Genomic DNA, 14189 nt, shown 5'->3' on the forward strand with positions numbered 1-14189 from the left:
GGCGGAAAATCGGATGGCTACGAAGCGTCAATTCGCCGCCAGCAATGGGTCCAAACGGCTGCAAAGCGCTTTCAGGACAGCCGCGACATCGGCATCTGGTCTCCAGAGACCGTCGAGGCTGGCGCGAACAGTCTGTTGCAGCCGGGCAAAATTGCGGACCTGCTGCGTCGATTGACCGGTGGCGACGCCGCGAATGACCACGGCCTCTATCTGTTTACGCGACAGTAATGGATTGGCGGCCGCGAGTACATCGGCGGTAAGCAAGCTCTGCCGTGCCGGCGGGAAAAACCGCGCGAGTTTGGCTACATTAGGCTTGGAGGAGAAAAATGCCAGGAATTCTGCCGCCAGTTTAGGGTTTTTCCCGCTGGCCATGACGCCGATGCCTGCCCGACCTGTAACGGCATAGTCACCCGCAGGTCCTGTAGGCAACGGCACGAGATCCCAGTCGAAAGCCTTGTCGCCTTTCGGCAGCAGCGCCGCGCGGCTGATCTGGGTGGTCGTCATCGCCGCATCCCCGGCAAAAAAATCGGCCGAAACACCCGGTCCCGGCATGGCTTTCTCCACGAAGATCGCATCGTGGATGAAGCGCATGGCATCAACCATCTCCGGGCTGGCAAAAGCACAGGATTTGGTATCCTTCGACCAGGGATAGGCATTCCAGCCGGTATAGACTTCGGCAAGGTTCTCCCAGGCCTTGTATTCAAAATCACGAATGATCAATCCCTGTTTGCCGGTGGCCGCGACTTTCGCGGCCGTCGCAATGGCATTGTCCCAGTTCCAGTCGCCGGCAGCGATCATCTCGGCGGGCGTCTTTGCGCCTGCCGCCCGGATCATGTCGTTGTTGACGAAGACGCCGAAGGGTGATGTCGAGAACGGGTAGAGATATTGTGTTCCTTCATACGACCAGGCGGTGAGGGTTGCCGGAGGGAAGTCGCCCATGTCGTAACCTTGCGTATTGGCAAAGGTTTCGGTGAGGGGATAAAGCGCCCCGGCCGCCATGAAGTCAGGCGCGGTCGTGTCGAACAGCCAGGCCAGATCGGGGGGATTGCCGCCGGCGATCTGGGTGGTCAGGGTGGTGGCATAGCCTTCGTATGCAAGTGAATCGTAGTTGATCTTGACGCCGGGATGGCTGGCCTCGAACTCATCGGCAATCTCGTTGAACAGGGCCAGATGGGCTTCGTTGGCGCTCCAGATGGCCATCCGCAATTCCTGCGACAAAGCCGGCGAAACCAGCCCTGACGTGACCAGAAAACCGGTCAATGCAATTTTGACTATAGTCCTGCGCATGAATAATCCTCCCAGATTATACGTTTTGGCTAGTAGCCGCGAATATCAGGCCAATGGCGCTCCACCCCTTGGCGTTCGATGTGTGTATGGAACTCCGCCAGCCGCTTTTCATCGGCATGCACGCCATGCGGGGTCTCGTCCTTGTCGAGGCAATAGGCGGCCAGCATGCCGGCCACTTCGCCGATGTTCCATTCGACCGGGTGCAGCCTGTAACAACCATTGGTAATATGCGTGGTGCCGATATTCTTGGATGCCGCCAGCAGGTTCGTTTTGTGGCGGGGAATAAGGGCACCCAGCGGAATTTCGAAAGGGCAGGCGCCGACATCGATATAGTTATCGCCGCCCGTCGAGGGATGCAGATCGATGCGGTACATGCCGACACCGATGCTGTCGCGGTAATGCACCGCGCCGCGATCGCCGCGCACCGCAAGCGACAAATCCTGTTCGACCACCGTGGTCAGGGCACGAATGCGACGGCTTTCACGGATATAGGGCGCCATGGCCAGGCCATGTTCCGTGCCGGTAATGTCGCCACGCAGGCGCAGACCCGGGAAACCCTGGCCACCATCCGGGCGAGGTGCCTCGGTCTGCATCCAGTAGAACATCGAATAGGACAGGCTTGCCGCATCCGCCAGCCGCTCGGCATATTGTTCGGGGGTAACGTCGATGATCGGCGCCTCGAAATAATCGATCATCGGCCAGTTCACGAGGCAGATATCGCTGGTATAGGCGCCCGGCCGAAACGTGTGGCGGGCGGCAATACGGCGGAATATCCACAGGCTCATATCACCGGCGCTGTGGCGCTGGTCGGCAACGTCGCGTGTTGCATTGTCGACCGGGTTGGGATCGAAAAATCGGCGGCTGCGTTCCAGCGTGCGTGGATTGGGCGAGTCCCAGCTCAACAGCGGGCCGCCCCAGAATTCGGGAGCAACCTGACGCCAGTGGTCGTACCGGGCGGGCTTGTCGATGACATGATTGCCGTCAACCTGATCGACGGCGAAACAGATCGAGACGGCTTGCTGATTGTGCGGTTGCGCTTCCGCCGGTGCGCTCGGCTCGCCGGTTTCGGATTGCGCTTCGAAACCAGTGACATAGTCGGTTGCGGTCAGCGGCAGCAGATCGCCCAATTCGGTGGCGTCGATGATGTAGCGGGCCGAGCAGGAAACGAGGTCGCCCGTGTTGCAATGGCGCAGCGTCACGGCCCGCACGGTATCGCCGTCGACCTCCGCGGCGATCGGCTCATAGGGCTTGAGGATGGTCAGCTTGCCGCCCGCCGCGTAAGGGGCAAGCAGCGCCTCCATCACCGCCAGCGAAACGCGCGGTTCGTGGCACAGGCGAGATACATTGCCGTCACCGGGATTGAGTGTCAGATCGGCCCGGGCCACGTCCGTCAGCGGATAGTGGTCGCGGTAATATTGCCGGACGCCCGTGCGCAGGGCGCGATAGCTGGCCGTGATCCCGAATTGTTCGACCCAGCTGTGCTCGTCGGGCGGTACGGCCTGGCTGGTCAGCTGGCCGCCAATCCATTCGAATGCTTCTGTCAGGATAACGCTGCGGCCGTTGCGCAGGGCTCCAAGCGCCGCGGCCACGCCGCCAAGTCCGCCGCCAACCACAAGAATGTCTGCATTGTACTCTCTCACGTCAGGTTCTCTTTCCTTGAGTTGGGCCTTGAGTTGGGGAAGCAAGCGTTTCGCCCGCCACGATGTCACAGCCCAGCAATATCTGCCGTACGGGGCCGGGGGGGCTGGTAAGGGTTTCGACCAGCATGGACGTCGCCTGCCTGCCCATCTCTTCGCGGGGGATGGCATAGGAGGTAAAGACGCGTTGCAACCGGAGCGTATGCGTGCGCGTGCCGCTGCCCAGCACCACGATGGACAGATCGCCGGGGACGCTCACCCCCTGTGCACGGGCATGATTGTCGAAGACCACGGCTTCGGCCACTTCGGCGAAAAAAACGACGCTTGCTCCGCTGGCGCGAACGGCGGTCAGTTGCTCGGCCGGATCGCCATTTTCACTTTCATGGGAATAGACCAGCTCCGCGGCACCTTCGATTGCAGCCAGAAAACCACGCCAGCGGTCGCTGATGGATTCCGCCGGACCCGTTGCGCCGATAAAGGCGAAGCGTCGATGGCCGGCGGCAAGCGCCTCTCGCACAAGAGCATGCGTGGCTGTCACGTAATCCGCGCCCACATAACGCACCGGCCCGCCGGCATCGTCACGGCGACCGACTGCAACATAGGGATAGTCACCGGCAACCAGTTGGGCCAACTCATCGCGATCGAACTGGCTGCCCAAAATCAGGCATCCGTCGGCAAGTCGAAGCCGCCCCGTTTCCCCGAAGATACGCTTGCGCCCGTTATCGTCGCGGGCCGCCGCCGTCATCAGCAGAAGGTCGTAGCCCAACCTCTCCGCTTCCTCCTCTATTCCCATCAGAAAAGGCGTGTAGAAATCGGCCTGCGCAATCGGAAACGCCGGCTGATAGGTGAACACACCCAGGATCCGGTTGGCACCCTTGACCATGCTGCGCGCGATGGGGTCCGCCACATAACCGGTGTCCCGAATGGCCTTCAGCACACGCTCTCGCGTTTCCGGCGGAATGCGGCCTTCAGCGGATTTCGCCTCGTTGAGTACGAGTGAAACCGTCGCCTGACTGACCCCCGCGAAGATCGCAATATCACGTTGCGTCAACCGCCTAACCATCGGAACCTCATTTTCTGATGCGCTGCTAATTCGTATTAGCTGCTTATACGTATAAACGACATTGCCAGGAACGTGTCAAGAGGTTGACGCGGGGTGGGAGAAATGGATTTTCATTGCGCGCGTCAAACGTCAGCCTGCGGCGCGAGCCTTTGCTTTGCGCTTGCGGTGCTCTAAATTTAAGTAACGATCAACTCCCGGCCGCGAAGCCGCAATTCATGAGGTCCCTATGCCAATCGTCATGAAGACCGAACGGTTGCATCTGCGCCAAGTCGAAAGTGCTGACCTCGTTTCACTGGGCAGAATTTACGCTGATCGGGAGTGCATGCAGTTCTATCCAGGCACCAAGTCACCATCAGAAATAAGCACCTGGTTTCAGAAGCTTGCGTTCGACAGCTATGCACAGCATGGATTTGGTCTCTGGGCAGTCGTGGATGCGGTTTCGGGGGAGGTCATTGGTGATTGCGGGATTACTCTGCAAGAGACCCCGGCGGGCCTTGAGCCCGAAATCGGCTATCACCTGTGGCGTGAATACTGGGGAATGGGCTTGGCAACCGAAGCGGCAATTGCCTGCCGCGACTATGCATTTCGTAGTCTGGGTTTGCGTAGAGTGGTAAGCATTACCAGCCCTGAAAACATACCCTCACAAAAGGTCGCAGAACGAGTGCATGACAGGCTGGAAATTTATCAAAAGCGGCGCGCAGAAAGCGGAAACGTAGTCAGTCGTCACCTGTATATCAGTGAAAATCGGTGAGAGTTCTTCACTTTCACCGACTAATATGCGGGCCGCTTCGTGCCAGAAGCGCCGGGTCGCTTTAGGCATTGAGACAAATCTTGCGCGCTCGCTGAACTATTACGCCACTTCCGCCGAAAACGCCGATTTGATGAGTGTTTTGGTATAGTCAGCCGCCGGCCTGTTGAATATGGCGTCCGTTTCTCCCTCCTCCACGATCTTCCCGTTCCTCATGACGATGACGTAGTCCGAAATGGCCTTGATGACTGAAAGGTCGTGGCTGATGAAGATGTAGGAAAGGCCGTGCGTCTTCTGCAGATCGCGCAGCAGGTCGATGACCTGTCCCTGCACGGAGCGGTCCAGCGCGGATGTCGGCTCGTCGAGGATGACGACCTCAGGCTTGAGGATGATCGCACGGGCAATTGCGATACGCTGACGTTGTCCGCCTGAAAACTCGTGAGGGTAGCGATTGCGGGCAGCGGGATCGAGACCGACTTCTTTCAGTGCTTCGATTGCTCGCTTGTCCCGCTCCGCCCGGCTGAGCTGTTGCTCATGCACAAACAGCCCTTCGGTGATGATCTCACCGACCGTCTGTCTTGGCGAAAGCGAGCCATAGGGATCCTGAAACACGAGCTGCAAATGCCGCCGCAATGGCCGCATGGCCTTTCGGTCAAGGCCGGTGATCTCCGTCTTGCCGAAGAAAATGCGGCCATCCGAAACGATGAGACGCAGAAGCGCGCGACCGAGCGTGGACTTGCCCGATCCGGATTCACCGACGATGCCGATGGTCTGTCCCTGATGAAGGTTGACATTGACGCTGTCGACGGCCCGGAACTTGCTGGACTTCGACAGGAACCCACCCGGAATTTTATAGTCGATCGTCACATTCTTGCCTGAGAGAACCACCGGTGCTTCGCTGCCGACTGCAGGCTTGTGCCCGCTGGGTTCCGCATCGAGAAGCATCTTGGTGTAGTCCGCCTGTGGGCGCTCGAAGATATCTTCCGTTGTGCCGGACTCGACAATCTCCCCGCGGCGCATGACGGCGACGCGATCGGCGAAATGGCGGACCACGCCGAGATCGTGCGTGATCAGGACGACGGCCATGCCGAAGCGTTGCTGCAACGACTTCAAAAGGTCGAGGATTTGCGCCTGGATCGTCACGTCAAGCGCAGTGGTCGGCTCATCCGCAATCAGAATGTCCGGCTCGTTCGCGAGCGCCATGGCGATCATGACGCGCTGGCGCTGGCCCCCGGAAAGTTCATGGGGGTAGCTGTCTATACGCCGCTCCGGCTCAGGAATTCCCACAAGCTTCAGGAGTTCGAGAACGCGCGCACGCGCTTGCCTTTTGCTGCCACCCCTGTGGTGGATGATCGGTTCGGCGATTTGCGCGCCGATCCGGTAGAGGGGATCGAGCGAGGTCATCGGCTCCTGGAAAATCATGGTGATTTTCGCGCCCCGGATATCGTTCAGCTCGTTGACCGGCAGACCGATCAGCTCGCGCCCACGATATTTTGCCGAGCCCTGAATTATGCCGTTTGATGCCAGCAGCCCCATGATGCCCATCATGGTCTGGCTCTTGCCGGAACCGGATTCGCCGACGACGGCAAGCGTTTCGCCCTGTTTGACGTCAAGATCGATGCCCTTGACGGCATTCACCGTGCCATCAGGCGTGGTGAATTCAACCTTGAGGTCGCGGACGGTGAGGATGGTTTCAGATGTCGTATTCATGTCAACGATCCTTGGGATCGAGTGCATCACGCAACCCGTCGCCCACAAAATTGAGCGAGAACAGGGTCAGCACGAAGAAGATCGCCGGAAATATCAGTAGCCACGGGGCCGACTGGATATTGTTGGCACCTTCGGAAATCAGCGCCCCCCAGCTCGTCAGCGGCGCCTGCACGCCAAGGCCGAGGAAGGAGAGGAAGCTTTCCAGAAGAATGACTTTGGGCACGACGACCGTGACGAATACCACGACGGGCCCGATCGTATTGGGAATGATGTGACGGCGGATGATCTGCCAGTCGGTCAAACCCAAGGCCTGGGCCGCGCCCACAAATTCCCGCCGTTTCAGAGCAAGCGTCTGGCCACGGACGATACGCGCCATATCCAGCCACTCCACCGCACCGATCACCAGGAAAATCAGGATGAAGCTGCGGCCGAAGAAGACCACGAGAACGACGACCAGAAAGACGAAGGGCAGCGAATAGAGGATTTCGACGAAACGCATCATCACATTGTCGACACGCCCGCCGATATACCCCGCAGTTGCGCCGTAAAGGACGCCTATCCCGAGCGAAACGAGGCTGGCCAGAATGCCGACAGCGATCGAGATTTGCCCGCCCAGCATGACGCGGGCCAGCATGTCGCGACCGTTCGAATCCGTGCCGAAGAAGAAGTATTCGCGGTTGACGTCGCCCTCCAGCTTCAGCGTTCGGCCGTCGTCTTCGGTGGCCACGACCCTGGTGTTTTCAAATTCGTTGGCGCGGTCGAAATAGCGTGTGGCGCGGGGGTCTATTGCGCTGCTGGAGGTGATGGTTGCCGTGAAGGTCTGCCCTTCAACGGAAAATTCCTTCAGCTCCACGCGCGCCCGGCCGGCAACGCCCTCCATCACGCCCTGGAGGTTGTTCACGTCAGGGCGCGGTTCAAGGCTTGGGGCCACCGAGACATAGGACGAGAACACCTGATCATAGGTGTGGGTGAGGAAATTCGGGCCGATAAAGGAGAAAAGCGTGATCAGCAGGAGCATGATCGAACCCGCCATGGCCGCCTTGTTTCGTCTGAAACGCAGGGCTGCGAGCTGGAACAGGCTTCGGCTTTTCACCAACGGTTGATGGTCAACAGTGCCGGGGATATCAGTCATGTCTAACCCTCGGATCAAGCAGGCCGTAGAGGATATCGACCAGGAGATTGAACACGATGACAAAAATGGCGACGAGAACCACGGTTCCCATCACCAGGGTGTAGTCGCGATTGATGGCGCCAAGAACGAAGTAGCGGCCGACACCCGGGATTGTAAAGATCGTCTCGACGACCGCCGAACCCGTCAGGAGAGCCGCGGCACAGGGCGCGAGATAAGAAACGACGGGCAGCATGGCCGCGCGCATGGCGTGCAGCACGACCACGCTGCGCGCCGGAAGACCATAAGCCTTGGCGGTGCGAATGTGGTCCATCCGCAGAGCCTCGATCATGGCACCACGCGTCAGACGCGCAATAACCGCAAGCTGCGGCAAAGCGAGTGCGATCATTGGAAGAATGAGATATCTGAGCGATCCATCACCCCAGCTGCCTGCGGGCAGAAGCCCGAGTATCACGGCGAAGACAAGCGTGAGAACAGGCGCCACAACGAAGTTCGGCACGGTGATGCCAACCGTTGAAATCGACATGATCGAGAAATCGAAGGCACTGTTCTGCCGGAGCGCGGCCAGGGTGCCGGCGAGAACGCCGCCCACCAGCGCCAGCAAAAGCGCGTAGCTGCCGAGTTCCAGCGAATAGGGCAGGCCTTTGCCGATCAATTGCGCGACGGTATTGTCCTTGTAAATGTAGCTCGGACCGAAGTCGCCGGTAACGGCATTGCCGAGATAGATGAGATACTGGCGCCATAATGGCTCATCCAGATGATAGGTTCTCATCAGGTTTTCCATCGTCTGCGGCGGCAGGGGACGTTCAAGATTGAACGGACCACCCGGCGCGAAACGCATCAGGAAAAACGAAATCGTGACGACGATAAACAAAGTCGGCACGGCGCTCGCCAAACGGCGCAGAATAAACGAGATCATGGTTTTTCGGGCTCCGGCATGGCACGGTGGTGTTGGCCACCGTGCCAGTGCTGCTTATTCGGAAACGCTCAGGAAGCGGCTGAGGTGTTCGTTGGCAGCATTGTCCACCCAACCCTTGACACGGTTGGAGACCAGCCAGAGATCGGCCTGTGTCAGAAGCGGAGCGACCGGCTGTTCCTTCATGAGGATTGTTTCTGCCTCATGCAGCAGCTTGGAGCGAGCGGCAGGGTCCTTCTCGTTATAGGACTTCTGCATCAGTGCGTCATATTCGGCGTTGTTGAACTTCGAATAGTTGAAGGTCTTGTTGGAGGATACCGAAAGGGCGAGGAAGTTTTCCGCATCCGCGTAGTCGGCAACCCAACCGGCACGCGCCACGTTGAACTTGCCGCCTTCCTGAAGGTAGCCATAGTGCGAGGCAACGTCGAGGTTCACCAGCGACACCTTCGCGCCGAAAGTGTTCTTCCACATATCCGCGATAGCCGTCGCGACGCGTTCATGGTTGGGGTTGGTGTTGTAACGGATTTCGACGGAAAGCGGCTTGCCGCCCTCACCGTAACCGGCTTCCTTCATGAGTTTGAGCGCTTCGTCTTCACGATCAAGCTGCGAAAGCGTGGCAAAATCGGCCTTCGCCGGTTCACCGTAGGAATCCATACCCGGGGGAACCATGGAGTAGGCCGGAACCTGGGAACCGCTATAGATTTCCTTGGCGAGGAAATCGCGGTCCACTGCCATGGACAGCGCCTGGCGGACACGGACGTCGTTATACGGCGCTTCGCGGGTATCGAAGGTGTAATAATAGGTCGCAAGCGTCGGCGAAACGTGAACCTGCTCGCCATAGGACTTCTTCAGGCGGTCGATCTGGTCCGCAGAAAAGTTGTATGCGAGGTCCATTTCCTTTGCTTCGAAACGACGAACGGAGGCGGCCTGGTCGTCGATCGGGTAAAAGATGACCTTGTCGATCTTGGTGTTCGATGCATCCCAGAAATCGGTGTTCTTGACGACCGTCAGGCTGTCATTGGGAACATGTGCTTCGAGTTTGTAAGCACCGTTCGAGACCATGACGCCCGGCTTTACGAAGTTCGTGCCGTTCTTTTCATAGCTCGCCTTGGAGATCGGCAGTGCCGTCTGGTGAGCAAGAAGCTCAAGGAAGAAAGGTGTTGAGCGCTCGAGTGTGATTTCAAGCGTCTTGTCATCCACGGCCTTCACGCCAAGCTGGTCAACCGGCGTTTCGCCCTTGTTGATCTTTTCGGCGTTCTTGATCGGGTAAAGGATATTCGCATATTTTGCTGCGGTCTTGGGGTCTTCCACACGCTGGTAGGAGAACACAAAATCTCCAGCCGTCACCGGCGTGCCATCCGACCACTTCGCATCCGCACGCAGTTTGAAGGTATAGACGGTGCCATCGTCAGACAAGGTCCAGCTTTCCGCCGTGCCGGGAACGATCTTGCCTGCAGCATCATAAATGGTGAGACCTTCATAAAGGTCTTTCAGGATAAAGGCTTCGATGTTGATCGAAGTTTGAGCCTGATCGAGCGTCTGCGGTTCCCCAGAATTGCCGCGATGCAGAACTGTTTCCGCGAGTGCGGAACTGGCGCCGAGCAGAAGTGATCCTAGCAGCAGAGTAGTGCGAACTGTTGTTGTTATGGACATTGTTTTCTTTCCCCGTGAGTATTTTGAGCCCACAAACAAGGCCAAATTTCTCTGGAGTGCAACCACAATAAATTGTGAGTTGATGCGGAACCCACAACTTCAGTGGCCCCGAAGGTACATTTTATGATGCTGTTTTCGAAATAGCCGAACTTCTGATCGACGGGACGTTGATCGTCACGACGTGGGCGAAAACGGCATGGATGGTGGCACGGCCTGCTAGCTGCACCAACGAAAGAAGCGGGGCGACCGATTGGCCGCCCCGCTTGATTTGAAGCCGGATTTAAATCTTAAGCAGGTCGTTCTTCACCCGCATTCGGCCGCCAGGTGATGAGCTTTTTCTCGGCCACATCGAGAATGAGGTCGATGATCAGGACGAAAACCGCAAGGATGATGATGCCTGCGAAGACGCCGACCGCATCGAAGTTACCTTCGGAGCGGGCAATCAGGTAGCCGAGGCCTGCGGAGGCCCCCAGATATTCGCCGATGATCGCGCCGACCACGGCAAAGCCGACAGAGGTGCGCAGCGACGACAATATCCAGCTCGCCGCAGCCGGGAAGTAGACGTGACGCAGCAGATCCGAGCGCTTGGCGCCGAGAATGCGGGTATTGGACAGCACGACCGGGTTTACCTCACGCACACCCTGCATGGCGTTGAAGAAGGTGACGAAGAAAACGAGCGTGACCGCAAGAGCGACCTTGGACCAGAGGCCAAGCCCCAGCCAGAGAACGAAGATCGGGGCCAGAACGACACGCGGAATGGCGTTTACCGCCTTGATGAACGGATCGAGCACGCGGGCGACGAAGGGGCTGAGGCCAAGCCAGACGCCGGCGCCGACGCCAAGACCCGTGCCGATGATATAGCCCAGCACCGTTTCACTGAGCGTGATGCCGACATGTTTATAAAACCCGGCATCGGCAACCCAGTCGATCACCTGTTTGACGATGTCATGGGGTGCGGGGAAGAAGAAGCGATCAATGGCACCGGAGCTTACGCCGAGTTGCCAGCCGCCCAGAAGAACGACCAGGAGAGTGACCTGGATGATACGAACATTAACGGCTTGCATAGCTTTTCTCCACTTCGCCACGCAGGGACGCCCATATATCGCGATAGAGCGTCATGAATTTGGGATCGAGTTTGATTTCGGCGACGTTTCGGGGCCGTTCGAGATCAACGGGGAAGCTTTCGATGACGCGGCTCTTCGGGCCGGCCGCGAGAACGACGACGCGGTCTCCGAGTGCGATTGCCTCTTCCAGATCATGCGTGATCATGACCACCGCACGGCGGTCCTCCTGCCACAGGCGCAGCAATTCGTTCTGCATCAGGTGGCGTGTATGGATATCGAGAGCAGAGAAGGGTTCGTCCATCAGGATGACCTTCGGCTCGGTGATGAGCGCCTGCGCCATCTGCACGCGTTTGCGCTGCCCACCCGAGAGCTGGTGCGGAAAACGGTCTCCGAAACCCTTGAGGCCGACCTTTTCGAGCCAGGCCGTAACTTTGGCGCGCCGCTCATTCTCGGCAACGCCACGGAACATCAGGCCGAGTTCCACATTCTGAAACGCCGTCTTCCACGGGAGAAGCGCATCCTGCTGGAACAGATATCCGATGGTGTTCTGTACGCCCTGGACGGTCGTACCGTCGATTGACACCTTGCCTTGCGCAGGCTTCAGCAGCCCTGCGATGGCGTTGAGGATGGTGGATTTTCCGCATCCGGTGGGGCCGACGATGGAGAGAAACTCTCCATCGCCAACCCTAAGGTTGACGTTTTGAACGGCAACGAACGAACCAAATGCCATGGTCACGTCATCGATTGCCACCATCGGCTGGGGTTTGAGTTCCGTCACGGGCTCTAGCTTTCTAGCTGGCGAAGACATCGCGGCCTCTCAATTTGCGGCCTTCGAGGCCGCAGCCTCGACGAACTTGTTGGTATAGGTGGTGTTGAGATCGATCGTCGCCTTTGCGACCGCATCGTTGAAGCTCTTCAGAACGGCCAGCGGCGTTTCGAGATCGGCAGGCTCGAACTTGCCATCTTCGGAGAAGATCGCCTTGGCCGCTTCGACGGCCTTGATGTAGGTCTGCTTGTCACCGGACACGAAATCATCGGGAAGCTTTTCGACGATTTCTTCGGCCGAATGCTGCTTCATCCAGTGCAACGCCCGAACCGTGGCATTGGTGACCTTCTGGATCACCTCGGGATGTGCATCGATATAGTCCTGCGTCGCATAAAGGACTGATGTCGGATAGATGCCGCCATAGACATCCTTGGCGCCCTGATCGCTGCGGGCGTCGATGAGGATCTTGCCCAGCCCACGTTCCACGACGATGGTCGCCGCGGGGTCGTAGTTGACGAGCAGATCGATCTTGCCCTGCTGCAGAGCGGCAACGGCGGCCGCACCCGAACCGACGCCGATGATGGAGATTTCGTTGTCGCTCAGATTGTGCTGCTTCATGTAGTAACGAATGAAGAAGTCCGAGGAGGAGCCGGGCGAGGTGATGCCGACCTTCTTGCCCTTGATCGTATCGGGCTTCGCCGGATCAAAGTCGGTGTCGTTCTTGCCAGCGAGAACCAGACCGGAGTTACGGGCGAGCTGCACGAAGCCCACGACATGCTTGTTCTGCGACTGCATCTGGATCGTGTGATCGTAGAAGCCGACGGCGACGTCGGTGGAGCCGGCCACAAGTGCCTGAAGCACCTTCGATCCACCCTGGGCAAAGTTCTCGGTGGTTACATCAAGTCCCTCGTCCTTATAGAAGCCGAGGCTGGCCGCCACGGGGAAAGGCAGATTGTTGAGGTTGTATGAGCCTACGCTCATCCTGACGGATTCGGCATTCGCGGATGCTGCCAGCGCACAGAGCGCCGCGGTTGCAAGCAGGTATTTACGCATGAGGGTCTCCTCCCTGTTTCATGTTTTGGGTCAATATGGCTGTATTTAAGCTGCGTCTTCAATTGCAGCGATCGGCTTGGCGAAGGCAAAGCCTTCAAAAAGTCTGCGCGCCGTTCTCACAAGCCCGGCGGTTATTGCTCCCTCCCGCATCTCCAGCTGCACGTCGAGGCGGCCGGCAGGATGTTCGATGCGGACGAGTGTCGGCACCGAGAGGCCTCCAGCCACTTCATAGGCAACAGAGCCTTCGGTGACGGCCGCAGTTGCGATGCCGACTGCGCCGGTCGTTGCAAGCGCGGGATGACATTCATTCGGCATGAAGTATCGGACCGAAAGAGTGCCGCCTCTGCGGGCTGGCGCGATGAGCACCGGCTTTGGAATGACCATGTCCGTCACGTCGCCCATGCCCATCAGCTTGCCCGCTTCGACACGGATGTGGCTCATGCGCTCGACAAGATCGCGGTTGACGGTAAGTGCCCGCGGTTCCTCATAACCGGTCACGCCAAGATCGGCGGCGCGCATGAGCACCATCGGAATGGCGCAATCGATGGCCGTTACCGCCACGCCATCGATCATATCGACGGCTTTGCCTGTTGGCAGCAACTTACCGGTTTTGGCACCTGCGGCATCCATGAATGTCAGGGCGATGGGTGCGGCCAGGCCCGGTACGCCGTCGATCGAAGCGTCGCCGAGATAGATCACTTCGCGGCCGCGTGTCGGAACCTTCGCCTCGATCAGCTTGCCGGTATTCACATTGTGAATACGCACCAGCGTGTCATTGCCCTGCGCTTCCACAAGCCCGGCCTCGATCGCGAAGGGGCCGACGGCAGCCAGCATATTTCCGCAATTGGGCGAATAGTCGACATATTGCCTATCGGTGCGGACCTGCGCGAAAAGATAGTCGATGTCGGCACCCTTGACCGTGGAAGGGCCAATGATCGCCACTTTCGACGTGACCGGATTGCCGCCGCCAATGCCATCGATCTGCAGCGGATGGCCGGACCCCATGATGGAGAGTAGTGCCGCATCCCGTGCCGCCTGATCGCGGGGAAGATCGGAGGCGAGAAAGAACGGTCCACGCGATGTTCCGCCGCGCATCAGCACACAGGGTATCTTGAGTAGATCATTCATGGAAGGGAGCCTCAATCTTGCATTTGGCGGATCAA

12 protein-coding genes are annotated in these 14189 nt (G+C 58.6%); 1 reads left to right on the plus strand and 11 read right to left on the minus strand.

Going from position 1 to position 14189, the window contains the following annotated elements:
- Nucleotides 1-27: 27 nt before the first annotated feature.
- From CFBP5499_RS23025 to CFBP5499_RS23035, 3 genes are read right to left on the minus strand one after another with little or no spacing between them, the layout of a single operon-like run.
- Nucleotides 28-1287 carry an ABC transporter substrate-binding protein gene (locus CFBP5499_RS23025; RefSeq protein ID WP_080827968.1) on the minus strand — a complete coding sequence of 420 codons (1260 nt, stop codon included), beginning with the start codon at nt 1285-1287 and terminating at the stop codon, nt 28-30.
- Nucleotides 1288-1316: 29 nt separating this feature from the next.
- On the minus strand, nt 1317-2927 hold the full coding sequence (locus CFBP5499_RS23030; RefSeq protein WP_080827967.1) for an FAD-dependent oxidoreductase: 1611 nt from the start codon (nt 2925-2927) through the stop codon (nt 1317-1319).
- A gap of 1 nt (nt 2928) precedes the next feature.
- Nucleotides 2929-3987, minus strand: coding sequence for a LacI family DNA-binding transcriptional regulator (locus tag CFBP5499_RS23035; RefSeq protein ID WP_080827966.1), 1059 nt, complete (start codon nt 3985-3987; stop codon nt 2929-2931).
- A 226-nt stretch (nt 3988-4213) separates the two neighbouring features.
- Between CFBP5499_RS23035 and CFBP5499_RS23040 the strand changes: the two genes are divergently transcribed.
- Nucleotides 4214-4738, plus strand: coding sequence for a GNAT family N-acetyltransferase (locus CFBP5499_RS23040; protein ID WP_080827965.1), 525 nt, complete (start codon nt 4214-4216; stop codon nt 4736-4738).
- A 99-nt stretch (nt 4739-4837) separates the two neighbouring features.
- Here the strand turns inward: CFBP5499_RS23040 and CFBP5499_RS23045 are convergent, their stop codons facing one another.
- The 8 genes from CFBP5499_RS23045 to CFBP5499_RS23080 all read right to left on the minus strand — a co-directional run bounded on the left by CFBP5499_RS23045 (nt 4838) and on the right by CFBP5499_RS23080 (nt 14154).
- Nucleotides 4838-6445: an ABC transporter ATP-binding protein gene (locus CFBP5499_RS23045; RefSeq protein ID WP_175416855.1), complete on the minus strand. Its 1608-nt coding sequence runs from the start codon at nt 6443-6445 to the stop codon at nt 4838-4840.
- Nucleotide 6446: 1 nt separating this feature from the next.
- Nucleotides 6447-7577 (minus strand): ABC transporter permease, encoded by a 1131-nt coding sequence (locus tag CFBP5499_RS23050; RefSeq protein ID WP_080827964.1) that lies wholly within the window; start codon nt 7575-7577, stop codon nt 6447-6449.
- Nucleotides 7570-8493, minus strand: coding sequence for an oligopeptide ABC transporter permease OppB (gene oppB, locus CFBP5499_RS23055; RefSeq protein ID WP_080827963.1), 924 nt, complete (start codon nt 8491-8493; stop codon nt 7570-7572). Before oppB ends, CFBP5499_RS23050 begins: the two co-directional genes overlap by 8 nt.
- 54 nt (nt 8494-8547) lie before the next feature.
- Nucleotides 8548-10143 (minus strand): peptide ABC transporter substrate-binding protein, encoded by a 1596-nt coding sequence (locus CFBP5499_RS23060; RefSeq protein WP_080827962.1) that lies wholly within the window; start codon nt 10141-10143, stop codon nt 8548-8550.
- Between the two features lie 287 nt (nt 10144-10430).
- A complete protein-coding gene (locus CFBP5499_RS23065; protein WP_080827961.1) occupies nt 10431-11207 on the minus strand; it encodes an ABC transporter permease in 777 nt (258 codons plus the stop codon).
- On the minus strand, nt 11194-11961 hold the full coding sequence (locus tag CFBP5499_RS23070) for an ABC transporter ATP-binding protein (protein WP_371507030.1): 768 nt from the start codon (nt 11959-11961) through the stop codon (nt 11194-11196). Before CFBP5499_RS23070 ends, CFBP5499_RS23065 begins: the two co-directional genes overlap by 14 nt.
- 63 nt (nt 11962-12024) lie before the next feature.
- Nucleotides 12025-13026 carry an ABC transporter substrate-binding protein gene (locus tag CFBP5499_RS23075; RefSeq protein WP_175416856.1) on the minus strand — a complete coding sequence of 334 codons (1002 nt, stop codon included), beginning with the start codon at nt 13024-13026 and terminating at the stop codon, nt 12025-12027.
- A 45-nt stretch (nt 13027-13071) separates the two neighbouring features.
- A complete protein-coding gene (locus CFBP5499_RS23080; protein WP_175416857.1) occupies nt 13072-14154 on the minus strand; it encodes a 4-oxalomesaconate tautomerase in 1083 nt (360 codons plus the stop codon).
- Nucleotides 14155-14189 lie beyond the last annotated feature (35 nt).

This window comes from Agrobacterium tumefaciens (assembly GCF_005221325.1).
Lineage (GTDB): Bacteria > Pseudomonadota > Alphaproteobacteria > Rhizobiales > Rhizobiaceae > Agrobacterium.